Source organism: Mesorhizobium sp. M0772, assembly GCF_040320135.1.
In the GTDB taxonomy this organism is placed as follows: Bacteria; Pseudomonadota; Alphaproteobacteria; order Rhizobiales; family Rhizobiaceae; genus Mesorhizobium.
This window is the reverse complement of sequence record NZ_JAMYPB010000001.1, coordinates 55,675-79,665: the sequence shown is the minus strand read 5'-3', so window position 1 is coordinate 79,665 and position 23,991 is coordinate 55,675. Positions and strand designations below refer to the sequence as shown.

General features: G+C 60.7%; 18 protein-coding genes. 9 read left to right on the top strand and 9 right to left on the bottom strand.

What is annotated here, in order from left to right; all coding sequences use genetic code 11:
* Positions 1 to 11: 11 nt before the first annotated feature.
* Together NKI06_RS00350 and asnB (NKI06_RS00345) are read left to right on the top strand one after the other, a co-directional pair.
* A complete protein-coding gene (locus tag NKI06_RS00350; protein WP_352983450.1) occupies positions 12 to 1,253 on the top strand; it encodes a glycoside hydrolase family 5 protein in 1,242 nt (413 codons plus the stop codon).
* A gap of 223 nt (positions 1,254 to 1,476) precedes the next feature.
* On the top strand, positions 1,477 to 3,366 hold the full coding sequence (gene asnB / locus NKI06_RS00345; protein WP_352983448.1) for an asparagine synthase (glutamine-hydrolyzing): 1,890 nt from the start codon (positions 1,477 to 1,479) through the stop codon (positions 3,364 to 3,366).
* A gap of 18 nt (positions 3,367 to 3,384) precedes the next feature.
* Here asnB (NKI06_RS00345) and NKI06_RS00340 read toward each other — a convergent pair whose 3' ends face one another.
* Positions 3,385 to 4,503, bottom strand: coding sequence for a glycosyltransferase family 4 protein (locus NKI06_RS00340; RefSeq protein WP_023671802.1), 1,119 nt, complete (start codon positions 4,501 to 4,503; stop codon positions 3,385 to 3,387).
* Positions 4,504 to 4,671: 168 nt separating this feature from the next.
* Here NKI06_RS00340 and NKI06_RS00335 point away from each other — a divergent pair, with 168 nt between their 5' ends.
* Positions 4,672 to 6,111 carry a lipopolysaccharide biosynthesis protein gene (locus NKI06_RS00335; RefSeq protein WP_352739258.1) on the top strand — a complete coding sequence of 480 codons (1,440 nt, stop codon included), beginning with the start codon at positions 4,672 to 4,674 and terminating at the stop codon, positions 6,109 to 6,111.
* Between the two features lie 40 nt (positions 6,112 to 6,151).
* On the opposite strand, the gene NKI06_RS00330 is transcribed toward NKI06_RS00335, so the two are convergent.
* From NKI06_RS00330 to wecB, 3 genes are read right to left on the bottom strand one after another with little or no spacing between them, the layout of a single operon-like run.
* Entirely contained in the window at positions 6,152 to 6,955 is an 804-nt protein-coding gene (locus NKI06_RS00330; RefSeq protein WP_023725122.1) for a WecB/TagA/CpsF family glycosyltransferase, read from the bottom strand.
* Complete coding sequence (wecC, locus tag NKI06_RS00325; RefSeq protein WP_023686301.1) at positions 6,952 to 8,289, bottom strand: UDP-N-acetyl-D-mannosamine dehydrogenase; 1,338 nt, start codon at positions 8,287 to 8,289, stop codon at positions 6,952 to 6,954. Before wecC ends, NKI06_RS00330 begins: the two co-directional genes overlap by 4 nt.
* A complete protein-coding gene (gene wecB / locus NKI06_RS00320) occupies positions 8,282 to 9,436 on the bottom strand; it encodes a non-hydrolyzing UDP-N-acetylglucosamine 2-epimerase (protein ID WP_023707669.1) in 1,155 nt (384 codons plus the stop codon). Before wecB ends, wecC begins: the two co-directional genes overlap by 8 nt.
* 666 nt (positions 9,437 to 10,102) lie before the next feature.
* On the opposite strand from wecB, the gene NKI06_RS00315 reads away from it, so the two are divergent.
* Positions 10,103 to 11,086, top strand: coding sequence for a glucosamine inositolphosphorylceramide transferase family protein (locus tag NKI06_RS00315; protein ID WP_245260948.1), 984 nt, complete (start codon positions 10,103 to 10,105; stop codon positions 11,084 to 11,086).
* 42 nt (positions 11,087 to 11,128) lie between these two features.
* Here the strand turns inward: NKI06_RS00315 and NKI06_RS00310 are convergent, their stop codons facing one another.
* Complete coding sequence (locus tag NKI06_RS00310; protein ID WP_352983446.1) at positions 11,129 to 12,232, bottom strand: acyltransferase family protein; 1,104 nt, start codon at positions 12,230 to 12,232, stop codon at positions 11,129 to 11,131.
* Between the two features lie 378 nt (positions 12,233 to 12,610).
* On the opposite strand from NKI06_RS00310, the gene NKI06_RS00305 reads away from it, so the two are divergent.
* The 5 genes from NKI06_RS00305 (at position 12,611) to NKI06_RS00285 (ending at position 18,823) form a co-directional block, all read left to right on the top strand.
* The gene (locus NKI06_RS00305) at positions 12,611 to 13,873 is read left to right on the top strand and encodes a VpsF family polysaccharide biosynthesis protein (RefSeq protein WP_023754981.1); all 1,263 of its coding nucleotides are present in this window, start codon (positions 12,611 to 12,613) and stop codon (positions 13,871 to 13,873) included.
* Between the two features lie 218 nt (positions 13,874 to 14,091).
* Positions 14,092 to 15,705, top strand: coding sequence for a GumC family protein (locus NKI06_RS00300; RefSeq protein WP_031197769.1), 1,614 nt, complete (start codon positions 14,092 to 14,094; stop codon positions 15,703 to 15,705).
* Positions 15,683 to 16,813 carry a glycosyltransferase gene (locus tag NKI06_RS00295; protein WP_352666989.1) on the top strand — a complete coding sequence of 377 codons (1,131 nt, stop codon included), beginning with the start codon at positions 15,683 to 15,685 and terminating at the stop codon, positions 16,811 to 16,813. Before NKI06_RS00300 ends, NKI06_RS00295 begins: the two co-directional genes overlap by 23 nt.
* A 169-nt stretch (positions 16,814 to 16,982) precedes the next feature.
* Positions 16,983 to 17,711, top strand: coding sequence for a N5-glutamine methyltransferase family protein (locus tag NKI06_RS00290; RefSeq protein ID WP_023683444.1), 729 nt, complete (start codon positions 16,983 to 16,985; stop codon positions 17,709 to 17,711).
* Positions 17,708 to 18,823 (top strand): hypothetical protein, encoded by a 1,116-nt coding sequence (locus tag NKI06_RS00285; RefSeq protein ID WP_352983444.1) that lies wholly within the window; start codon positions 17,708 to 17,710, stop codon positions 18,821 to 18,823. The genes NKI06_RS00290 and NKI06_RS00285 overlap by 4 nt, the downstream gene beginning before the upstream one ends.
* Before the next feature lie 134 nt (positions 18,824 to 18,957).
* Here NKI06_RS00285 and nadE read toward each other — a convergent pair whose 3' ends face one another.
* Genes nadE through asnB (NKI06_RS00265) form a run of 4 tightly spaced genes read right to left on the bottom strand, consistent with a single transcriptional unit; the run spans position 18,958 to position 23,753 of the window.
* Complete coding sequence (gene nadE / locus NKI06_RS00280; RefSeq protein ID WP_023710993.1) at positions 18,958 to 19,962, bottom strand: NAD(+) synthase; 1,005 nt, start codon at positions 19,960 to 19,962, stop codon at positions 18,958 to 18,960.
* Positions 19,959 to 21,506: a class I adenylate-forming enzyme family protein gene (locus tag NKI06_RS00275; protein ID WP_023737700.1), complete on the bottom strand. Its 1,548-nt coding sequence runs from the start codon at positions 21,504 to 21,506 to the stop codon at positions 19,959 to 19,961. The genes nadE and NKI06_RS00275 overlap by 4 nt, the downstream gene beginning before the upstream one ends.
* Positions 21,507 to 21,529: 23 nt before the next feature.
* On the bottom strand, positions 21,530 to 21,790 hold the full coding sequence (locus NKI06_RS00270; protein ID WP_023686311.1) for an acyl carrier protein: 261 nt from the start codon (positions 21,788 to 21,790) through the stop codon (positions 21,530 to 21,532).
* Positions 21,791 to 21,815: 25 nt separating this feature from the next.
* On the bottom strand, positions 21,816 to 23,753 hold the full coding sequence (gene asnB / locus NKI06_RS00265) for an asparagine synthase (glutamine-hydrolyzing) (RefSeq protein ID WP_023737699.1): 1,938 nt from the start codon (positions 23,751 to 23,753) through the stop codon (positions 21,816 to 21,818).
* Positions 23,754 to 23,991: the final 238 nt, after the last annotated feature.

Here is a 23,991-nt window from a genome sequence, read left to right as displayed (position 1 = left end):
GGAGTTTTGCGATGAGAAAAGTTGTCTACGTCATAGCGTGCGCGCTTGGCATGGCTATGTCAGCCGAGGCGGCGCCGATCCCGCTTGAGCGCGGCGTCGGCGTCCATGAATGGCTCAACTGGTCGCCGGTGGAGAAAGATGGTTCCTACAAATGGCCGCCCTATCGCAGCGAGAAGGAATGGCTTGCGGGCGGCAGGCCGCTCACCGATTGGCCGGACGGCGACCAGTTTGATCGCATTCGATCCATGGGCTTCGACTTTGTCCGGCTGAGTGTCGACCCTGGCCCTCTGCTTGCCAGCGAGGGCGCCAAACGACAACAGGCGCTGGACATGCTTGCCGCTGCGGTGCAGCGGGTCGTTTCAAGCGGGCTCAAGGTGGTTTTCGATCTGCATGGCGTCAGCCAGGTTCCGGCTTACAGCATGGAAATGATCTATGGCGGGGCCGACAGCGAGGGTGTTGCCCGCTATCGCAAAATGGTAGTGGCGGTGGCTGCCATGCTGATCAAAATTGGCGCCGACAAGGTCGCCCTCGAGCCCTATAACGAGCCCGCCTACTACCCTTGCGATGCAAGCGGCAGCGATGACTGGCAGCGGATCATGGCAGGCACGGTTCGCGATATTCGCGCCGTCAGCAGCGAACTCACCATCGTCGCGACCGGCGCCTGCGGCGGGAGCATCGCCGGACTGGTCAACCTGGACCCCAACTTCGACGACCCCAACGTCTATTACAGCTTCCACATGTATGATCCGCACAGCTTCACGCACCAGCGGGCCGATGACAAGAACGCTTTCTCCTCCGGCCTTCCCTGGCCTGCCGACGCCAGCACGCCCGAAGTGGTCGCCGAAACCCTCAAGGCGCAGATGGACGCCGCCGGCTTGAGCCAGATCGAAGAGGTGATGAACATGGCCTGGGCGCGTGAAACGATCGCCCGATACTTTGAGCAGAATTGGGGGCAGAGCCAGCTCGAAGCGGGTTTCCGTCAGGCGGTCGACTGGGCTGAAGCCCATGACATAGCGAGCCGACGCCTGTTCGTGGGCGAATTCGGCGTTATCTTGATGTCTGCGGATGGCCGCATGGGAGCTTTCGATGCTGATCGCCTGCGCTATCTCATGGCAGTGCGCAGAGAGGCGGAACGTTTCGCGATGCCGTGGTCGGCCTGGGAATTCTCCAATCCTTACGGAATGAGTGTTATCCAACCCAAGGGGCCTGCGATCCCGGACCGGGAGATGTTGCGGGCACTAGGCCTGCGATAACTCGTCATCGGGTCAGGATCGGTTCGAGCGGTCTGCCTGGTTGCTGGCGATCAATCGCGTGGAAACCCAAGGACTGTCGTCTCCAGTTGCAGCCGAGAGGGCCTGATCGAACCAAATCAGGCTCAGTTTTAAAATCACTCCACCGAGCAGCTATTTAATATATTCGCTGTAGATTGGTGTCCTCGATCATACGCAAACAAGGGAAAGAGGGCCAAGGGAAAGAATGTGCGGAATTGCCGGCTGGATTGGGCGCAGGGTCGAGAAGCCACAAGATCGGGCCGTCGGGATGTCGAATGCCTTGCAGCATCGTGGTCCCGATGCCGAAGGCATCGAACTCTTGGACCTGAATACAGGCGAGGACCAGTTGGCATTGGTGCATCGCCGCCTGGCGATTATTGACTTAAACGCCGATTCAAATCAGCCGATGCAGACCGAGGACGGACGGCTCCGGATTATTTTCAACGGCGAAATATACAACTACATCGAGCTGCGTGAGGAGTTGATCGGTCTCGGTCACCGTTTTCGCACACGCTCCGACACGGAAGTGCTGCTCAGGGCTTATGACCAGTGGCGCCTGGCCATGTTCGACCGATTGAGCGGGATGTTCGCTTTTGCGCTGTGGGACGCTCAACGGCGCGAATTGATCCTCGCTCGCGACCCCTTTGGAAAAAAACCCCTTTACCTCATGCAAGGCAGAAATTTGCTGTCGTTTGCCTCGGAGATCAGCGCGTTGTTGTCTGCGCAGCCAGATGGCCAGCAGCTCGATCTGGATGGAGTGCGCGAGTATCTGACCTGGCGTTACGTGCCTGGACCGCGGACGCTTTTCAAACAGATCCGCAAGCTCAACCCGGGAAGCTACGCTGTGTGGTCGCAAGGGGAAGTAACGGAAACGCGCTATTATGCGCCCCCGGATCAGGCCGATCTGACAGCGAATATCGATCCAGGAACCGCCAAGCGACGATTTCTGGAATTGCTCGACCGTTCTGTCGAGATCAGGATGCGCAGTGATGCGCGGTTTGGCGCCTTTCTATCCGGGGGGCTCGACTCGTCGGCAATCGTTGCCCTGATGACCAGGCACAGCGACAACCCCATTCGTACGTTTTCGGTCGGTTTCAGCGAACAGGCTTACAGCGAGCTTCCATTCGCCCGGCGCGTCGCCGATCATTTCAAGACCGATCATTGCGAAATCGTCATCCAGGCGGATGACCTGATGAATCATCTGCCCAAGATGGTCCGCCATCGCGGGGCACCTGTTTCACAAAGTACGGACATTCCAATTTACCTGATGTCGGTTCGAGCCTCGCGGGACGTCAAGATGGTGCTTACGGGCGAAGGGGCGGACGAGATTCTCGGCGGCTACCCCAAACATCGCGCAGAGTCTCTGGCGGGTGTCTACCGGTCACTTGTTCCAGCGTCGCTTCACAACAATCTCCTCGCCCCTTTGATGCGCGCATTGCCCGGCGCATCGGCCAAGTTCGACATATTTGCCCGAAGCGCGGGTGAACGGGACTTTGCCACCCGGATGATCTCCTGGTTTGGAGCCATGACGGCGCGGGAACGCGATTCGCTCCTCGGTGGGTTGGCCACTTGCGGCCATGACCGCAACGATTTCCCGTTCTCTTCGAGTGTGACGGAATCCCATCTGCGCCGTGTGTTGTTTTTTGATCAGACATCGTGGTTGCCCGACAACCTCTTGGAACGGGGCGACCGGATGATGATGGCCGGTTCAATCGAGGGGCGAATGCCATTCCTTGATCGCGATCTGGTTTCCTTCGTCAGCCAGCTGCCCGATCGTTACAGGCTCGGTCTCCTGGGCAGCAAACAGATCCTGCGCGACTGCATGGCCGGCATGGTTCCCGACGAGGCCCTCAACCGGCCAAAGATCGGCTTCAAGGTGCCCGTCGCCGAATGGTTCCGCGGGTCGATGAGCGATTATGTACGAGACCATCTGTGTTCGTCCCATTCGGTCATCCGTAGCTATTTGAGCGCCAAGAAGCTGGACCAGATTGTCACGGAGCACGCCGAGCGCGCCGCGGACCACGAAAAACTGATATGGGCGCTTTTGAACCTGGAGATATTCCACCGCGAATTCGCGCTTGGGCCGCCGCAGTGACGACAATGAAGGACAGCGTCAGCGCTTGACCGATCGCGCCTCGGACGCGACCGATCTCCAGACATCGCAGATCGCGTCGACAAACGGTGCAAGCTCAAGCCTTTCCCGGTGCACCGCCATGGCGGCGGCGCCAAGCCGCGCGCGCAGCGCCGTATCCTCGACCAGCCGAGTTAACGCCTCGGTCAACGCCGCCACATCGCCGGGCGGCACCAACAGACCGGATTGTTCGTGGGTGATGATGTCCTCGACCGCGCCAACCGGGGTGGCCACGACAGCCAGGCCGGCCGCCATGCCTTCGATCACCGACATTGGCAGATTTTCGGCGAACGAGGGGAGCACCAGAATATCGGCCGAAGCGATCAGTGATGCGACCTCGTCAGGTCCCACCCAGCCCGGAAAAGCAATACGGTCGGCAATCCCTAGAGCGACCGACCTCGCTCGTGCCGGCTCGACCTCACCATCGCCGGCGATCGTGGCACGCCAACCCCTGAGATGTTTCATCCGCTCCAGCGCCTCGCCCAACTGCGGCACGCCCTTTCGCTCGCCGATGCGGCCGAGGAACAGGATGTGCACGTGATCGCCTCCGCCGACATGCGCCAGGGAAGGAACTGCCGTGGCGTTGGGAACGATGACAATATTGCCGCCGTTCGCCGGTGCCCGGCTGGCGACGAAATCGCGCCAAAGCCCCCCCAGGACAATCACCCGGCCGGCATGCTCGAACAGAGCCCTGATACGGCGGCTCATGAAACTATGATCATCTTTCCAGAATGTCTGATACTGCGCCCCATGCAGATGAAGGACATATGGTATCGACAACAGCCTGGCGCAGGCGGCGATCATCATCTTGCGATAGGTGCTGCCGGAGACCGATATATTGATGTGAATGACGTCGGCGCGTCTGTCGAGGCGGGCCGCAAGCATCCGCGCGCAAAAACCAAGCATGTAGAAGATCGAAAGCCCGACATGTCCCGGGCCACGGCTGGAAAGAAAGCGCAGATCGATGTCGGCGATCTCTTGCCGTTCGAACTCCTGCTTCAGCGCCCCCATGATCCGGTCGATGCCGCCTTGTCCCGAAACGCCCGAGGGCGTTGCGACCAGGACATGTATTTTTCTATTGTGGGCGAGACGCTGCAACATGACACCATTTGGATTGCGGATGCCGGGTGACCGTAAAGCAAAGGTTCCAAAAAAGATTTACGACAAATCTTTTGGTTCAAACTGTATCCGTTCACCCTTTGCCGTCATCGTGCTGGAATTCCCGTCGGTCAACGATTAATCGACGGCAAATTTTCCGGGAACAACCCTTTGCTGCTCCGTTCCACACTCATCTATGGCCCAGCTATTCTGCTGACGCGGGTTTCCGCTCTGCTCCTGCTGGTCGTCATGACGCGGCTGATCGACCAGACGGAGTATGGCCTGCTGACCCTGGTGGTCACCGTGGGCGAAATGACGGATGTTGCCGTTACCAACTGGCTGCGCATTGCCTTGCTGCGGCTTGGCGGAAAAGGCGACGTCAGCCGTGGCAGCCTGATGCTTGCCGGACAGGTATTGCTTGTCACCACGGTGCTGGCCCTGATCATATCCGTGATCGCCTCGGCGGTGATCGTGCCGGAGCGCTGGATCGAATTTGCAATCGCCGTCTGCAGCTATCTGATTGCCGGCTCCATCAGCCGGTTCGCGTTGACGGTGCTGCAAATGCAGCAGCGTCATTCCCTCTATTCGATGCTTGAATATCTGCGCGGCCTGCTGCAACTCGCCTTGCCGATCGCCGCCATCCTTATCTTCCAACGCTCGTTTCTGACGGTATCGCTCGGCTCGAGCCTCGCCGTGCTGATTGCCGGCATCGTGGCGTGCGTGGTGGCATCCGGGCGCGTTATTGGCGGCCCGCCGCGCTTCACCCACAAGGAGTTTTTTGCCCTCGGCGTGCCCCTGGTCATCATGGCGCTGGTCGGTTTCGGTCTCAACAGCGCTGAACGCGTCTTCCTCAAGCTCTACTACGATGCCGGCGCGGTGGCCGTCTTCGCAGCCGCCTACGCATTGGCTCGGCAGCCGATCGATATGGTCGCCAACGCAATCAACATGGGCGCATTTCCAGAAGTGGTCAGCCGCTTCGACGAAGAGGGATCCGAGGCGTCCGGGCGGTTGTTGTCGCAACTCATGGCCTTGATGATACGCCTTTGCCTGCCGGTCGCAGCAATGCTTATCGCGCTCAGCGGCGACATCACGCGACTCCTGCTGCCCGCGGAATATCATGGTCGCTTCGGCCTGCTGTTCCCGATCATCGCCTTCAGCGTTCTTTGTGCCAATCTCACAAGCTTCGTTTATGGCGTCGTGGTGCACGCACATAAGCGGCCGTGGCTGCTGATCATCGCCAATTCCTTCGGCTCGGTGGCAACGATTTCACTGTCTTTTCTGTTGATTCCCACCATGGCGGAGGTTGGCGCGGCGTTGGCGTTGGCGGGCGGATCGCTGGCAGGTCTTGCAGCCTGCATCGTCATCGCCGAGAGGCTCACGCCGGTGCCGGTTCCCTGGCGCGACATCGCTGTCTCGGCCATCATTTCTATCTGCACCGGACTGGCCGCCAGCCTTGCCAGCACTGCGCTGGGCAATATGCCGGCGATCTTTCCGCTCGCGGCGGGCGGTGTCGCCGGCGCTGCGGCTTTCCTGGGACTGACCTGGTTGTTTCACCCCGCGGCCGTGACGCAGTTCATCGGCAAGCTAAGGGCACGGCTCCGGATCGCATAAATCCCGCGCAATGAGGCATGCTTCTCTGAAAGTCGCGAGCCTACGGATTGACGTTTCGGCGTCCCCGGCGAGACCAGAACTCACGCCACAGCAGCAGTGCATAGGCGGTGTTGGTATCGTAGTAGCGGCGCCACAAGCGTCGCGGCTCCTGCGCCACGCGAAACAGCCACTCCAGGCCCGCCGCCTGAACCAGTTTCGGTGCCCGGGCGACCTTTCCACCATAGACGTCGAAGCTGCCGCCCACGCCCATGACGAAACTCGGAGCGAGTACGTCGCGATAGCGCTTGAGAAAGCGCTCCTTGCTCGGCGTCGGCATCGCCACAAACAGGCAGTCGGCACCTGAAGCGTTGATGGCCTCGACGATCGCGGCCTCTTCCTCCGCCTTGAAATACCCATTGCGCCGGCCGGCAATGGCCAGGCTCGGATGATCTCTGGCAAGTCGGCTTTCAACTGCGTCGAGAATGTGCTGTTCAGCGCCCAAAAGGTAGGGGCGATAGCCACGCTTGGCGCACAGCGCAAGCAGGTTGATCATGACGTCGACGCCGGTCACACGCTCCGGCAACTCGACGCCGCAGAGCCGCGCGCCCCAAAGCACGCCTTTGCCGTCGACATTGACCATATCCGCCCCGACGACATCCTCGCGCAGTTCGGCATTCTTGCGCATGTTCACAAGCTTGGCGACGTTCACGACAACATGATGAAGCGGTCGCCGCGTCGCCATCGCCTCGTCTGCGATGGCCAGCGTCTCGGCCATGGTCAGCGCATGGATGGTCGCACCGAGAAACTCGCGGCGGCGTGATGCCAATAGGGAGTGTTGCGCCCATGCCGGGTCATGCGAGTTCATGCCGCTTCTCCGGTGCGAGCGAGAGACTGCGAGCGTTCCATTTCGGATTTCTTGCCTTCGATGCGGGCGTCGGGCTTGCGCGCCTTGCGCCAGGTCCACAGGCCCCGTGTGTCGACGAGCTTCTTGTCCTTGAGCGCTTCGGGATCGATCAGATTGAATTGTCGATGGTCGACCAGCAGGACGACGATATCGGATTGGTCAATAGCGGAAAGTGCATCGGTGAACATGACCCCGCTGCCCTCGAGCTCGTGTGGCAACTGACGCGCATTGGGCTCGGCAGCGACGATCTTGATATTGGGAATCTTGGACAGAAGCTTAACAACCTCGACAGCCGGGCTCTCGCGCATATCGTCGATATTGGGTTTGAAGCTGAGGCCAAGACAGGCGATCGTCTGCTTGCGGGTCGGGTCGAGCAATGCCTCGATGTCCCTGACCACCGACAAGGGTCGCTCGGAATTGATGCGCCGTGCCGAACTGATCAGCCGCGTATTGTTCGGTGCGGCGTCGATGATAAAATACGGATCGATCGCAATGCAGTGGCCGCCCACGCCCGGGCTCGGCTGCAGGATGTTCACGCGAGGATGCCGGTTGGCGAGATCGATTACCTCCCAGACGTTGAGCGACAGATCCTGGCACACCGCCGCAAGCTCATTGGCGAAGGCGATATTGACATCGCGGAACGCATTTTCAGTCAGCTTAACCAGTTCCGCGCTTTCGGCCTGGGTTATGAACAGGTCGCCGGCGACGAAGCTTGAATAGAGTGCCGCTGTCCGCTCCGAAGACTTTCGGGACAGTCCGCCGATCGAGCGATCGTTGTTGATCAGCTCGGTCAGCACCTTTCCCGGCAGCACGCGCTCGGGAGAGTAGGCGACCAGGACGTCAGCTTCCTCGCCATGCGCAACGGGAAATTTGAGATCGGGTCGCAGTTCCGCGAGCAGCGCTGTCATGACACGCGTCGTGCCGACCGGCGATGTTGATTCCAGCACCACCAGGTCGTCCCGTTTTAGCACCGGAGCGATGCTTCGCGCTGCCGCAAGCACGTAGCTGACATCCGGCTTGCGGTCCGGGGTGATCGGAGTTGGAACGGCGATAATATAGGCATCGGCCGGCTGAGGCGTGCTGAATGCCTTGAGCTTGCCATTGGCGACAACTTTCTGGATCAAACCATCCAGGTCCGGTTCGATGATGTGGATTTCGCCGCGGTTGACCTTCGCGACCACCGCCTCGTTGATATCGACACCGATGACATCGAGTCCGCGGCTGGCAAAAATGGCGCAGGTCGGCAGGCCGATATAGCCCATGCCGATAACGGAAACGGTTTTGATTTCAGCCATGATTCAGCAATTCCTCAACGATCCGGGTCGCAGCTTGGCCATCGCCGTATGGGTTGTGCCTCTCCGCCATGCCGCGATAGACGCTCTCATCATCGAGCAGGCTATTGGCATTGGCCAGAATTTTTTCGATATCGGTACCGACCAGCCGGGCAGTACCAGCGGCGATCCCTTCGGGTCGCTCCGTGTTTTCCCGCATCACCAGCACCGGCTTGCCGAGTGAAGGCGCCTCTTCCTGCACGCCGCCGCTGTCGGTCAACACCAGGTAGCTCTGTTTCTGCAGGTACAGGAACGGCAAATAGTCCTGCGGGTCGATCAGGTGGATGTTCGGCACCGTCCCGATTTCGGCCTCGACCACGGAGCGCACATTCGGGTTGGGATGGACCGGGTAGATGACCTGCACATCCCTGCGCGCCGACAATGCCTTCAGCGCGGTGCAGATTCTCTGGATGCCGCCATCGAAATTCTCACGGCGATGACCGGTGACGAGTATCATTTTCTTGGTCGGATCGATGAAGGGGAAACGAGCGGCGAGCTTGGCGTTCATCAACTTGTCGGCATCGATCTCGCTGGAGAAATGCAGCAGCGTGTCGATCACGGTATTGCCGGTTACGAAGATGGTGTTCGCAGCCTTTCCTTCGGCGATGAGATTGTCGCGCGCCTCGGTGGTCGGCGCAAAATGCCAGGTGGCGATGTTGCCGGCAATCTTGCGGTTCAGTTCCTCCGGAAAGGGAGAGTTGATGTTGTGGCTGCGCAATCCCGCCTCGATATGGGCAACCGGAATGCGCTTGTAGAAGGCAGCTAGAGCCGCGGTCATCGCGGTGGTTGTGTCGCCCTGGACGATGACGATGTCCGGCTTCGCCTTCTCCAGCACCCCCGCCATTCCGAGGAGCACGCGCGAGGTCACGTCGAACAACGTCTGACCTGGCTGCATGATGTTGAGATCGTAGTGCACCGGCAGGCCCGTCAATTCAATGACCTGATCGACCATCTCGCGATGCTGGCCCGTCACACATATTTCCGTGGTAAAGCCTGGATGGGCGAGCGCGGCGCGCGCCACCGGAAAACATTTGAGCGCCTCCGGCCTCGTGCCGAACACGATCAGCAGTTTTCGCCTTGAGGGCAATCTCGGATGTGAAACGGCGTTCATGGTTGACCCTGGTCACCGAAAGCGTGGGCGCCCGGCTGACATGTGCTTTCAGCCTAACAATAGCGCCCTGAACCGCCTTCGTATTCAAAAAAATTAACGTATGATTAACGCTAGAGTCCGCAGCCCCCCTTGGGCAACCCTTGCCAGGAACTGTGGGGAAAGATACCAGAGCAAAGCCATTTTTTGCTTTAACGAGAATAACTTGGGTTGACTAATATTTTAATCATCGGCCACGCCGTCGCATCCCGGCGCTGGGAAAATGAGCTTTTCATGCGGTTGGGTGCGGCAGGTTATGTGGTCTCGAGTTGCCACGCGCCGGCGCCGGCGCCAACCGCTCGGGGGCTGGACACTGTCTTGGCGATCGAGAGCCGGCGTTTCGGTCCCTCGCTGGCGGGCCGGTCCGAGCCGTTGCCGCCCATCGATCGCGGCCCTCCGGACCTCGTCATAGATCTCACTGCCAGCGCAACGGGGCAAGACGCGCCAGTCCTGAGGCTCGAATTTTGCGGTCGCAACAGCTTTCCAGCCGGCGTTGCCGCAATGTTGGCGAGCGGACAATTGCCTGAACTTGGCGCTCGCCTCGATGGCGTTGTCGTGGCCCAGGCTAGACCGATGCTGGCAGACAGGCTCTGGCTATCTCGAAGCTGCAACGACCTGCTCGCCGGCGCCATGTCGCTGATCATGCAAACCGTCGCCCGCTTCTTTGCGGGCAAGCTTGTGCCGGTAAGCGACAACCCGGTGCCGATCCTGAAGAACGACAGTTTTGTTCGACACTATGTGCCCTTTTTTGGCAGGGCTTTGATCGATCGCGCCGTGCAAAAAATCAGGCGGGGACGACGCCCCTTTTATTGGCAGGTTGCCTATCGGGTGATCGACGGACCAGGCATCGCCGAAACCGGGCAACTCGACGGCAAACCGTTCACAGTCCTGCCGGACGATGGCCAACGCTTCTATGCCGACCCGTTCGTCTTCGAGGCCGACCGCCGCCATCATCTGTTTGTCGAGGAATTCCCCTACGCGACGAGTCGCGGCGTGATTTCCGTCGCCGAGCTCGGTGACGATGGCACTTTCGGTGTTCCAAGGGTTGTATTGGAGGAAGCGCACCACCTGTCGTATCCGCAGGTGTTCGCACACGATGGCGAGATTTTCATGATCCCCGAAAGTGGTTCGGCTCGCGAACTTGTGCTCTATCGCGCCGCGCAGTTTCCCGACCGCTGGGTCCGCGACACGGTGCTGATGGCGGACAGGGATTTCAACGACGCGACGCTGCTCGAATCCGACGGTCGCTTCTGGCTGGTTGGAACGGAGCGGTTCGGCTACGGCAGCGCGTCGGACACGATGGCGGTCTATTGCGCACCCTCGCTGCGCGGGCCATGGGTCGCCCATCCGCTCAATCCCATTGCCGTCGATCATTCGGCCACCCGGCCGGGCGGCGCCTTTATCCACCACGACGATGCCCTGGTGCTGCCGGTGCAGAACGGATCGAGGGCCTATGGCGGTGGTCTGGGGCTGATGCGGCTTGAGCGACTCGACGCGTCCGATGTCCGTTTTGCCTCGCCCCGGCCGATCGGCGCGGGTCCGGCATGGGCACGCACGGGCATTCATACGCTTAACCGCGCCGGCAATGTCGAGGTCGTGGACAGCGCGGGCTGACTGAAGCGCTGAAAGCCGTGACCGTCCCGTTGCGAGGCCTGCTTATTTGTTCTCCGTGGCAATGTGAGGAAGCGGTGTGTTTCTCGTCTTCCTTTTGCCGTTCAGGGTCTGAAGAATCGGCTTTTCGATCATCTGGTAAATCACCAGACTGACGAGGCAGGCTGCCACGATGCTGACCACCGACACCAACAATACCGTTGTCGGATGCTCGTATCCGACGGTGCGTCTGGCTAGGTACGCCACAGCGCCGATCACGAAGATATGCGACAGGTAAAGCGCGTAGGAAGCGTCGCCCAACTGCTCAAGAAGGCTCCAGTGCTTGAGTTTCGGCTCCAGAATGAGGCTGAGATGAAGCAGGCCCGCCGCCCACATTGCTTGTCCCGCGAAGCTGATCTGACCCAAGAGCGGCGTTCCGTCATCGACGAATGAAAGCACCACGCCTGCAGCGGTCATTACGCCGAATATCCAGGCATGGCGTATGTCGGAAGTGAAATCACCGTCCAAATAGCGCCGCCCTATCCACATGCCGATTACGAATGCCACCGGAGAAGGGTTGAGATAGAACTGGATAACAGGGTTGGTGGGAGCCAGCCACAGCCCGGCTATCCACATCGCAATGAAAAAGACCGTCAGCACAAATACGCGCGAGGTCACGGACAGGAATGCGAACACCGCAAAAGCGATATAGAAAAATACCTCGTAATTGAGCGTCCAGCCGAGTGAGAGGATTGGACTGGCGCTATCCCGTCCAGGCGCTTCGTGAACAATGAAGAGGAGCGACTGGAGATAGTGGGGCCATGTAAAGACGGTCTTCTGGAAGAGACTTGGCGCGAGCGCCGCCAGAACCGCGGCGAGGCTGGTGAAAAGCCAGTAAAGGGGGATGATCCGGATTGCTCGGCGTTTCAGGAAGGTGGCAGCGGAAAACGGACCATCTCCCGTAATATGGACCATTATGAAACCGCTGATGACAAAGAACAGAACGACGCCCAGGCGGCCCGCCGTCACAATAATCAGATTGTCCACGCCAATCTGATAGGAAAAGGCGTGTGCGAACAGAACCAGCAAGGCGGCGCAGGCGCGAAGATACTGAATCGAATAGAATTTCTTCACCTTGATCTCCTGCGCTTTGCCGGCGCCTGATGCCATTGTGCCGTCCACAGGCAGCGCGTCGGGCGCCGTGCAAAGCATGGCCATCAATACGACCGGCCAATTAAGTGTGGGTTACCGAGTTCACGAAATAGCGTAAATCCGGCTGCCGATGCATGTCGCGCAAGTGCATTGCGTGCATTCGTTCCCACGCGGCGCACTTTGGTGAGATTTCAATGAGCGGTGTCCGGCTTTTCGGCAAAGCTGACATGTGGCGGCCCATGCCCGGCATCGCCACTGTTAAGATCGGGTTATCCATATTCCTTTACGTTCGTGCAGGAAAATGTACCCGGGGTGCGTTCGTCCCCTGCCATCTCAATCGCAAGCCGCAACGCTGGTCAGATAATCGTGAGTGTCACCCCCACAGAGCAACAGTTCGTGACCGCGCAGGCCAGCCGCCAAGACGCCCTCACACTCCTGTTCTTTCTCCTCGCGGCCTTCGCTTTCCTGCTCCGCTCGACCATCTCTCCGCAGTTGATGAATATGGTGATGTCCTATTCGACGGAGGGGGGGTCGTTTCCCGAAAAGCTGCATATCGGGACCTATGCGATCTTTCTGCTGCTTGTCGTCATCGCCACGACCCGGCCAATTCGGCTCGAAGGCGATGAAGTCAGGCTGTTCAAGGCGACATTGTTATATTCGCTGCTGCTGTTGTGGCTGGTGCCTTATCTCTTCGTGATAGGCCGTGCCGGCTCGGCCGGCTTCATAATCGATTCCTATCTGGTCTCTTGTGCCGCGGCGATGATCATGCTTGCCCTGGGTGACCATGTGCGCAGGGCGCTTGGCAATGTCATCGTCGGCATGATCGTCCTCAGCGCCATCATCGGAACGATCGAGGCCGTCACCCAGCATCGATTCCTGCCCTATCCCCTCGTTGAGCTGGACTTTCGGCCGATCGGACTGTCGGCCCATCCGCTGGCGCTGGGCGCGCTTTGCACCACCGCCATAGGTTTCGTTGCATTGACGCGGTGGCGTATCTGGGTGTGCGCGCTTTGCATCTTCATTCTCTTCATCGGCACGGCCGCTTCGGGCGCGCGCACCGCCCTGCTGCTCGCTTGCGGCGAGATCCTGTTCCTGCTCGTGTTCCTGCCTTGGCCGGACCTGTCACCCAGACATCAACGCCAGGCCAAACTCCTGGTGCTGATGCTGACGCTGGCCGGTGGCGCCATAATGATTGCGATACTCTTTTCGGCGGGGCTGCTGAACCGCTTCAGCAACACGCTCTTTGATCAAAATTACGACGCGCGCGTCAAGATCTACGATGTATTCAAGTTTGTTGAATGGAGGGACATCCTGCTTGGCATGAATCCCAACGAGTTGTTGAAGATCGTCAACGAAAAGCTCAACCTCCCCTTCATCGAAAGCACGCCGGTCGTTCTTACGCTTTTGTTCGGCCTGCCGATCGCCCTGCTCTTCGCCTTTGCTTTCTTCCGGTTCCTTTTCAAGCTCCTGCGCAATACGCCTCGGGCCGCCCATATCGCAGCGGCCGCGTCCATTCTCGCGGCATTGTCAAACAATGCCCTTTCTTCGAAGGCGCCGGATATCATGCTGCTCGTCATCTTGTTGCTCGCTTATCGAAAGCCGGATGGGCGCCAAACCGGCACGCCCCTTCAAGGCCAACCAGCATCAACAGCGACATGACGCCAAGCCCGCTCCTTGCGGGTGCCCTCGCGACGACCTCTTGTATTTCCATTTGAAACGCCTGCACGCTTTGCCAGGCTACGACGGGCGTGGCAGAATACCGACCAAGGGTGGATAGATCGCTGTTCCGGAACGCGCCTGACACGCCTGGAAAATGAAATGTTAACGATGTTTCCGTAAAGCAGGCTGTGCGTATTGAATATTAAAGGGTTAGCATGATGTCCGCCGCTTCCGGTCCTCCTCCAGCCGCGGCCGCCGCCGGCATTAGCCCCTATGAACGGATCGAAAATGCGCGGCGCGCCAGCAGGCCAAAGCCGCAACAAACCGCGCCGATCATGGCACATGCGGCGGCACCCGCTGTAACGTCGGCCCCTGTAACGTCGGCCCCTGTAACGTCGGCCCCTGTGTCGCCTGCACCCGTGGCGCCGCCTGTAGCCGAGCCCGTCACGACGGTGACGCTCAACAAGATCGGAACCTTTCTCGAACTCGATTTCGGGCGTCTGTTTGTCTGGCTGCGCGCCGGCCTCGCTCTGGTATGCCTGCTGGCAATAGCCGGCGGGATCATCGGCGGTGCCTACGCTCTGCTGAGCAAGCAGCGCTACACCGTGACCACGGACATCCTCATCAATCCCGCCAATCTTCAGGTTGTTCCGAATGATCTTTACCCGCAATCGGCCCAGGTCGATGGACAGCTGCTCAGCGCGCGCAGCAAAGAGCGCATCTTGACCTCGGGCAGCGTGCTTTCACGTGTTGTAGACGATCTTGACCTGGCCAGTGACCCGGAGTTCTTCGACGCGGACCGAAGCCGCACAGGGACGGACGGCGCCAAACCCGACCCAAAGCTTACCGCCCTGAAGAACCTGGCGGAACGGGTTAGCAGCATCGCGGATGAAAAGTCGTTTGTCACGACCTTGATGGTATCGGCGGAAACCCCCGCTAAGGCGATCCTGATTTCGCAGGATATCGTCAAGACTTTCCAGGAAGAGCTGGCCAGCGCCGAGGCTTCCGGCGCCAGCCGTGCCGCGGCCGCGCTGGACGGGCGGCTGGGCCAGCTCAAGAGCGATGTGCAGGCGGCCGAAGAGAAGGTCGAGGCCTATAGGCGCAGCCACAATCTGGCCACCAGCAATGGGCAGCTTGTTTCCTCGCAAACCATGACCCAGCTCAACGGCCAGATCGTGGAGACGCAATCGCGCGTCATCGCCGCGCAGGCAAGTTACGACGCCCTGCTTGCCGCCGGCGCAAACGGCACCAATTCCGGTCCCGCCACGTCGGAGGCGCTTGTGGCGCTGCGCGCAACGGCCAACGGCCTGCGCCAGCAGATCGATTCGCAGTCGATGACCTTTGGCCCCCGTCATCCGTCGATCGTCAGGCTTAAGACGGAGTACAACACGGTCAGCGCGCAACTCAGCGCCGAATACGCGCGCACCCTGCGCTTGGCGAAGGTCAATCTCGATGCCGCCAAAACCTCGTCGGCCTCCCTCAATGCCAAGATGAATGACTTGAAGGGCAACGTGTTCTCGGATAGCGATTCCGAGGTCGCCTTGCGTGAGCTTGAACGTGACGCCGCGTCGAAGACGGCTATCTATGAGAGCTTCCTGTCGCGGGCACGCCAGATAACCGAGCGCGAACAGATCGACAGCACCAATGTGCAGGTGATTTCCACCGCAGTGCCGCCAAAGGGCCGTTCATGGCCCCCGCGCACCGTCGTGATGATCGGCCTGGGGGCCATTGGCGGCATGATCCTCGGCATGTTGCTCGCCATTACCCTGGGTATCGTGCGCGACATGCGGCTTCCGCCGAACCGCCCGGATGTCATTGCCAGCCGCGCCTGAAATGGCGAAGCGGATTGTCTTTCACATTGCCAGCCTCAGGGGCGGCGGCGCCGAGCGTGTGTTCGTCCTGATAGCGAACGAGCTGGCATCGCGCGGCCACAACGTCACGCTTTTTACCTGGAACGCGCAGGGGCCCAATGCCGCCCTGCTTTCGCCTGCCGTGCATCTGGTCGATTTCGGCCTCCCCATTCGCGGCGAGGGTTATGGCAAGTGGGCGACATTGAAAGGCATCGTGCGAAGCGCGGGCCTGCTTGGCCGCCTTTCTCCCGACGCGATCTACAGCGCCCCGGAATTCGCCAATCTGGTCGTGGCGCTGGCGCTTTCCCTCGCGCGAAGCAGGGCGCGGTTCTTCCCGAGTTTCCACGCCGCCGCCTCATTGCCTTCCGGCAGCCTTGGCGCGAAAATGGCGGTCTGGCTTTCGGCCCTGGTTGCGGCCCGCGCCACCAGGGCCATCGCGGTTTCTGAGGGTGTCGGCGGCGATCTTGTGGCCCGAGGCTTCCCGAAATCCAAGGTCGTGGTCATCAACAACCCGCTGCCGCCGGCTGCGGCATCCCAGCAACGCTCCTACGCCTGGCAGGCAGAGCTCGCGGCGATGGGCGACGGCCCCGTCATCATCACCGCCGGACGCCTGGTGCCGGTTAAGGATCATTGGACGTTGCTGCGGGCCTTCGCTGTGCTGCGCGCCGGCCGCCGGGCCCGGCTTGTCATCTTCGGCGAGGGTCCGCTGGCCGACGAGCTGCGCGCCTATGCCGAAGAATCCGGTATCGGCGCAGACGTTCTGTTTGCGGGCTATGTCAATGATCCGGCGGCCTGCTACGCAGTAGCTGACTTGTTCGTCCTATCATCGACCAGCGAGGGCTTCGGCAATGTTCTGGTCGAGGCCATGGCAGCGGGGATTCCGGTGGTCTCCACGGACGCGCCGCACGGCCCGCGCGAAATACTTGATGACGGCCGCTTCGGCGCCCTGGTGCCGGTCGGCGATGCCGCGGCTCTGGCAGTGGCGATGGCCGGAATGCTCGACCAGCCGACAACCGCCGCGATCCTGAAAAGCAGGGCGGCGGATTTCGAAATTGAAAAGATCGGAGACCGGTACGAGGCGTTGCTCTGAATTAGCGCATGGATCGGCTTGCGGCGGCACAGGAATTCGCCATTGATGGGACAGGACGCCGCCAACATAGGCCGGTTACTCCCAATCCAATCATGATCTTTAACATCAATTTACCCGGAGTTGGTAACAACAGGGAACCCGCGTTTTATCCTCAGGATAGGGATTTTCCTTGCCGCAGCATCACAGCCTTCCTGCCGGCCGTGCAAACGATCGCAATTGGCCGCGATTGCACCGCTTCATGCGGGTTGAGCTGGAACTCGCGCCTGACGTCCTGGTGCCGCGAGCCGAAACGGAACTGCTTGGCCGGACGGCCGCGGCCATTCTTGGCGAACAGGCGCACGAAACGATCCTGATCGACATGTGCTGCGGCAGCGGCAATCTTGCCGTGGGCATCGTCAGCGGATGTCCTCGGGCTCGGGCATGGGCGGCGGACCTGACCGACAGCACGGTTTCGCTTGCCCGCCGCAATGTTGTGCGCCTCGCCCGGCAGGACAGGATCAAGGTCCGGCAAGGCGACCTATTTGCCGCGATCGAGGGTGACGGCCTCCGCGGCGCTGCCGACATGGTTGTGTGCAACCCGCCCTATATTTCCTCATCCCGTCTCGATAGCGAAAGCGCGCATCTGTTGGAGAACGAACCTCGGGAAGCTTTCGACGGCGGCCCTTACGGTATTTCGATCCTCCAAAGGCTGGTCCGGGATGCCGCAGCTTTCCTCAAGCCAGGCGGATGGCTGCTATTTGAGTTCGGCGAAGGTCAAGATCGGCAGATAGCAACCCTTTTATCGAGAACGAAATCCTACGAAACCCCAACCTTTGCCGTGACGGCCGACGGCCAGCCCCGTGTCGCCATGGCGCGCAAACATGGTGGCCGGGTTCCCGGAACCGGGAGCCCGGCGTGAGCGTCGTCCGCGCCCTCGATCAGGCCGACCTTGCGGCCGTCGCGGGCATGTTTCAACGCATGCTGCGCAAGAAGCGGGGGCCAGCGCCGGCCTCCCTCGTCGATTACATGAGGCGGTTTTATCTGGACGCACCCGACTGGGGCAGCGGGCTCCGTTCGCTTGTCCATGTCAATGACGCCGGCCAGGTTTCCGGGTTCGTCGGCGTTCATGCGCTGCCAATGAAATTCAACGGCCGGCAGCTCTACGCTGCCATCTGCAGCTCGCTGATGGTCGAGGATCACGAGACCGATCCGATGGCCGGTGCCCGCCTGTTGAAGGCCTTCCTCGATGGTCCGCAGGACATCTCCTTCAGCGAAACCGCCAATGATACGTCCGTGAAACTGTGGACGCGGCTTCGCGGCGTTGTGCTGCCGCAATACAGCCTTGACTGGGTTCGCGTGATGCGGCCGGCGACCTTCATGCTCAGCCTTTTTGCCAATCACATGAAGCTTGCCTGGATGTTCAACCCGCTCGCCCGGATCGTCGACCGGCTCTACCTTCGCAAAATGAAGGGCAGTCAACGACGCTGGACCGGCGTCGTCGCCAACGCATCGAGCCGGGGGGCATTTCGGACCTCCGAGATCGACAGCGGCAGCTTTGCGGGGCTGCTGGAGCCGCTTTGCGCCCAATTTCCGCTACGTCCGCAGTGGGCGGAAGGTCAGCTCGACCATATTCTGGGCGATGCGGCGCAAAAGCCCGATTTCGGAGAGCTTGTCTACGTGTCGGTGGCATCGCCGAACGGCGCCAATGTCGGCGCTTTCGCCTATTACGCGCGACCGGACGGGATCGGCCGCGTGCTGCAGGTCCTCGCTCTTCCCGGCCAGGCCGGGCCGGTGATCGATTGCCTGGTCGAGCATGCCGCCCGGCGCGGTGTCTCCGGCTTGCGCGGCCGCGTCCAGCCCGCGCTTCTGGACGCCATGCTTGTAAGACGCATAGCCTTCATACCGGTCGCCTCGACCGTCGTGCATTCACGCGATCCCGAGCTTCTCGATGCCATGAAGAACGCGCAGGTCTTTCTGAACGGGCTTGCGGGCGAGCAGTGGAGCCAGTTGATCGGCGGCCGCTTCACCTGAAGCGTTCCGCCTACAGCAATTCCAGGAAAGGGTGCGCGGCTTTCCGTCCGGAATTGCGTAAAGACAAGAGCTTAGTATTTCTTTCATGCATGTCGTATCGCAAGACCGGATCACTTTTGCTCGATATGCATAGGTCAGGAGCCGACTTCGTCCACGCCGTCAACGAGCTGCGGGCGCAGGTGCAGATAGCGCGTTGCCTTTCGCTTGGCGGCGATGTCGGCCCAGACGCGTTCGATCTGTGAGGCGGTCAATCCCGCCGCTTGCCCTACCACCTCGGCGGACACGCCGTTGTTGAGGCCATAGAGACACAGATCCATCCGATCGTAAGGCAGGGAGAAGTAGAATTCTTCCTGCGTCTGCGCCAGCGAGTAGGTGTCGGTGGTCGGCGGCCGGTTGCGGACCTCTTCCGGAATGCCGAGATAGGCGGCTAGCGCATAGACCTGCGTCTTGTAGAGATGCGCGATCGGCTTGACGTCGGCGGCGCCGTCGCCGTTCTTGACGAAGAACCCCTGATCGTATTCCAGCCGGTTCGGTGTGCCGAGCACGGCGAAGTTCAGCCGGTCGGCATGATAATATTCGATCTGCTTGCGGGTGCGCTGCTTCATGTTGGTGGCGGCAACGATGCCGAGATAGACCGCCACCGGCATCCGCAGTTTCGTCTGCTTGCCTTGCGGGTCCTGCACCACCAGCGAGGAGATGTTGTAGCCCTCGCCTTCGAGCACGTTCGCGATCACGATCTTTGAGGCCCAGCCCTTGCCATAGTCCGGGACCATTTCGCGGATGAAGGCGTCGCGGCGTTCATAGCAGCCCATTGCCCGCAGGGTCGGCCCGATATCCTCCACAACGGCCTCGACGCCGAAAGTGTCGGCGACCAGATGGCCGAGTCGCAGGCTTTCGGGGTCGGAATCGCTTTCCGGCATGAGCACGCACAGCACATTCTGGTGGCCGACGGCACGCGCGGCCAATGCAGCCGAAACGCTGGAATCTATACCGCCCGAAAGACCGAGCACGAGGCCGCGCTTGCGAATGCCGCGCAACTGCTCGCGCAGGGCCGCCACGATCCTGTCCGTTTCGGCGGCGGGATCGATGACCAGGGCTTGCGTGAAGGCCGGCGCATCCTGGGTTGAGCCGATGTTCATTGCTCGGCCTCCATCATCTCAGCCGCGAGCCGGCGGCTGACCTTGCCCGACTCCGTCTTCGGTAATTCGCTGCGGAACTCTATGATTTTGGGGACCATGAAATCCTCCAGGTGCCGCGCGCAGTGACGAATGATGTCCTTTCCGCCAAGCGCCGGATCGGACCGCACGACGAGCGCGCCAATCGCATGCCCCAGCACCGGATCCGGCACGCCGACGACCACCGCTTCCGCGATACCTGGATGGGCGTGGAGCACTGCCTCCACTTCCTTGGGGGCGACCTTCTCGCCACGCGTCTTGATGATATCGTCCTTACGCCCGACAAAATAGAGAAAGCCGTCCTCGTCGGTCTGGAACAGGTCGCCCGTATAGAGCACCTTTTCCCAAGGGTTAGGCCCCGGCCGGAGCGCTCGTTCCGTCGCGGCCTGGTTGCGCCAATAGCCCTGCATGACGTGCGGACCGCGGATAACGAGCTCACCTGCCACGCCCGCCGGCACGCGTTGTCCAAGGTTGTCGACGACAAAGGCTTCCGTGTTGGGGATGGCTATGCCGACCGACCCTGGCCGGCGGTCAAGTTCCTCGGGTGGCAAATAGGTGCAGCGCTTGCATTCGGTCAGCCCATACATCGAATAGATCCGGACGCCGGGCAGCAGCGAGCGCAGGCGTTCTATGTGGGCTGGCGGCAAGGCGGCCGCGGTGTTGGAAATATAGCGGAGGCTGGGCAGGAAACCCGGCGCCAGATCACGCATCTGCAGGATCATCGCCGCCATGGTAGGCACCAGCGGAAGGCCGGTGACGCCCTCTTTGCGGATGCGTTCGAAGATCTCGTGCGGGAAGGCGAAGGACTTCTCGAGCACCAGCGTGGCCCCGAGCCTGACTGCCATCAGCAACTGATAGAGGCCATAGTCGAAGGCAAGCGGGAGGACGTTCAGGATGATGTCGTCCGGCGCGTTGCGCAGATAGGTGGCGATCGACCCCGCGGCAGCGTCGCAATTGCGATGCGTCATCATCACACCCTTGGGCCGGCCGGTCGAACCTGACGTGTAGATCAGCATCGCAAGGTCGACGTCGATGCCGCGATGGTTCACCTCCGCGCCATCGAACGTCAGGCAGTCAGTCAGGGACGCGGCCCCTGCCGGGCATTGCCCATCGGCCCCAGGGGTGGAAGCCACGAAGATGCCGGTCTTGCCTTGCGATGCGCAGGCTTCGGTGACCACGGGCACCAGCTTCGCCTGCGTCAGGACCGCCCTGGCGTCGCAATCGGCGATGACGTAACCGAGCTTGTCGGCCTTTGTGGAGGGGTTGATCGGACTGAAGGTCGCACCTGCCTTGAGTGCGGCAAAGATCGATACGGCGGCCTCCCAGCAATTGTCCATGAAGATCAGAACGCGGTCGTCGCGCCTGATCCCATTCATGAAGAGAGCGGTGGCCAGCCGGCTCGAAAGGTCGTCGAGTTCTTCGTAGCTCAGCCTTTTGCCCCTGGTGACCAATGCCGTCTTGGCCGGGTGGGCAGCAGCCTTCGCCACCAGAAAATGCTCGATCCGCACGGGACGTTCCTCGCCGTTGGCGCTTACGCTGCCAGCGTTTGTGCTCTCGCCTCGATGAAGGACGAGATGCGGTCAAGCGAGTCCAGGTTGGTCGGAACGATGTCGGCATCCACCATCGCGATGCCGAAATTGTCCTCGATGAAGGCCACCAGCTCAAGCACCGCAGTCGAGTCGATAATGTCGTTCTCGATCAGCGAGGCTGAATCCGACAGTTTGTAGGAGGTGTCGCCGAACAGGAAGTTGTCGACGATAAAGCTTCTGACCCTGTCCTTGATTGCCGTCATCGTGTCTTTCCTTTTCCTCGCCGTCTCAGGCCGCTCTTGCCGCGCCGACCGCTTGGCCGGCGAAATTCTTCTGCCACAGCTGCGTCGACAGAATGCCGACGAAGGCGGCGTTGTCGCGAAATCCGGTCGCGGTCTCCATGCGGCATTTCTCGTGGAGCTTGGCCACCGCCTTGGCGTTGAACAGGCCGCCGGCGGTAATGCTCGCCTCGCCCAGGCAGTCACGAACATAGTCTAGTTCCTCCGCCCCGACGAAGGAGCGGGCCTCCGGGGCGCGGTAAGGTTGCTTGGTGCGTTTACCGATCGCCGCCGGAAGGTGGTGCCTGGCCACCTTGCGCAATATGTGCTTCTCCATCAAGCCTTTCAGTTTCATCTCCGGCGGAAGTCTTGCCGCGAACTCTACCACGCGATGATCCAGGAAAGGAAACCGCCCTTCGATGCCGTGCGCCATGGCCATCCGATCGCCTTGGCTGGAGAGGATGTAGCCGGGCAGGAGGAAGCGGGTTTCGAGATATTGCGCCTGATGCAGCGGATGCCATAGGGAAAACGCCTCGGGTAGGCGGCTGGTCAGCTCTTCAGCTGCGTCATAACCCTTCAACGTCGCGCGCAGGTCGCCGGAAAAGAAGATTTTCGCCGCCGCCGTGGTCTTGAAGCGTGGCCGATGCGAGAACAGCGGATCGTCGAGGGCAGCGTTGCTGGTGCCGAAGAAGGCAGCCAGATACTCCACCGATTGCTGTTGCAGGCCCGGCAGATACGGGTAAAGCCGGCGGAACAGCTGCGGCCTCATGCGCGATGTGGGCTGCCGCCCGCAGAACCGGCGGACACGCGCCTCCTTGAAGACGTCGTAACCGGCGAAGACCTCGTCGGCGCCTTCACCCGTCAGCACCACCTTCAGGCCGGCCTGGCGAACCAGGGCGGACAATTTGTAGAGTGGCGCTGGCGCCGTGCGGATAATCGGCCGCTCGGCAAAGCGGATGACCTCAGGAAAGACGCTGGCGATATCGCGGGCGCCGCATTCTATGGCGTGGTGGCGCGTGCCGAGCGCCGAGGCCATTTCGGTCTGAAAGGCGCTTTCGTCATGCTCGGCGCTGTCGAAGGTTACGGAAAATGTCTCCAGTCTCCGAGGAGTCATGCCGGCGGCAAGCGCCGAAACGAGCGACGAATCGAGCCCTCCGGAAAGATAGGAACCGACCGGCACGTCGGCCCGCATGCGAAGCCTCACCGCATCGGTCAGAAGGGCTTGCAACTCCTCTGCCGCGTGGTCCTCGTTCGTGATCTTCGACGGCTCATCACGATGCGGATAGTCCAGGTGCCAGTATCGTCTGACCGTGACCTGCCCCTGCGTCGCGATCATCACACTTGCCGGTTCCAACTCGTGGATATTGCGGAACGCCGTGCGCGGAGCGATCGGCGCCCACAGCGTAAAGATCTGATCCAGCGCAATCGGATCAATTTCAGCGGAGACGCCCGGGACCTTCAACAGGGCTTTGATCTCCGAGGCAAAGTAAAGCACCCCGTCATTACTTGTGTAGAAGAGCGGCCGGACACCCATCCGGTCTCGTGCAAGCACCATTCGTCGCTGCCGATTGTCCCATATCGCCAAGGCGAAATCACCGTTCAGGAGAGACAAGCAGTCTTCGCCCATCTCCTCATAGAGCTGAAGGATGACCTCTGTGTCGCTCGACGTCCGAAAGTGTCGGCCCTTGGCGATCAGCCCTTCGCGCAGTTCTATGTAGTTGAAAATCTCACCGTTGAACGCAATCGTCAAATTGCCGGCCTCGTCGGACATCGGTTGCTGGCCATCGCCGATGCCGATCACCGACAGCCGCGCATGCCCGAGCCCGGCATCGGGTGCTACGAATTTCCCTTGCTCATCCGGCCCACGATGGGCAATTGCGGCTACCATGTGCGTGAGCAAAGCTTCCGCATCCCGGATTGACCCGAAATAACCCCCGAATCCACACATCCCTTGAACTCATATTGAACGCTAAGGAACGGAACATAACCTCGATAGTGGCATCTGAGGTTAATCCGATATTTTCACCGAGCATGTGGTTAACAAGAAGTTTGCCACGATGTGGTCTTCGTGGCTAGGACGCGATGGCTCTCCTTCACCTCGCGGTTGCGGCCGTAATAGCCGGAACGATAGCCCAGGCTCGCTCTAGGCCTTTTTTCCGGGTTGGCATGGCTGGACACGGGCAGCT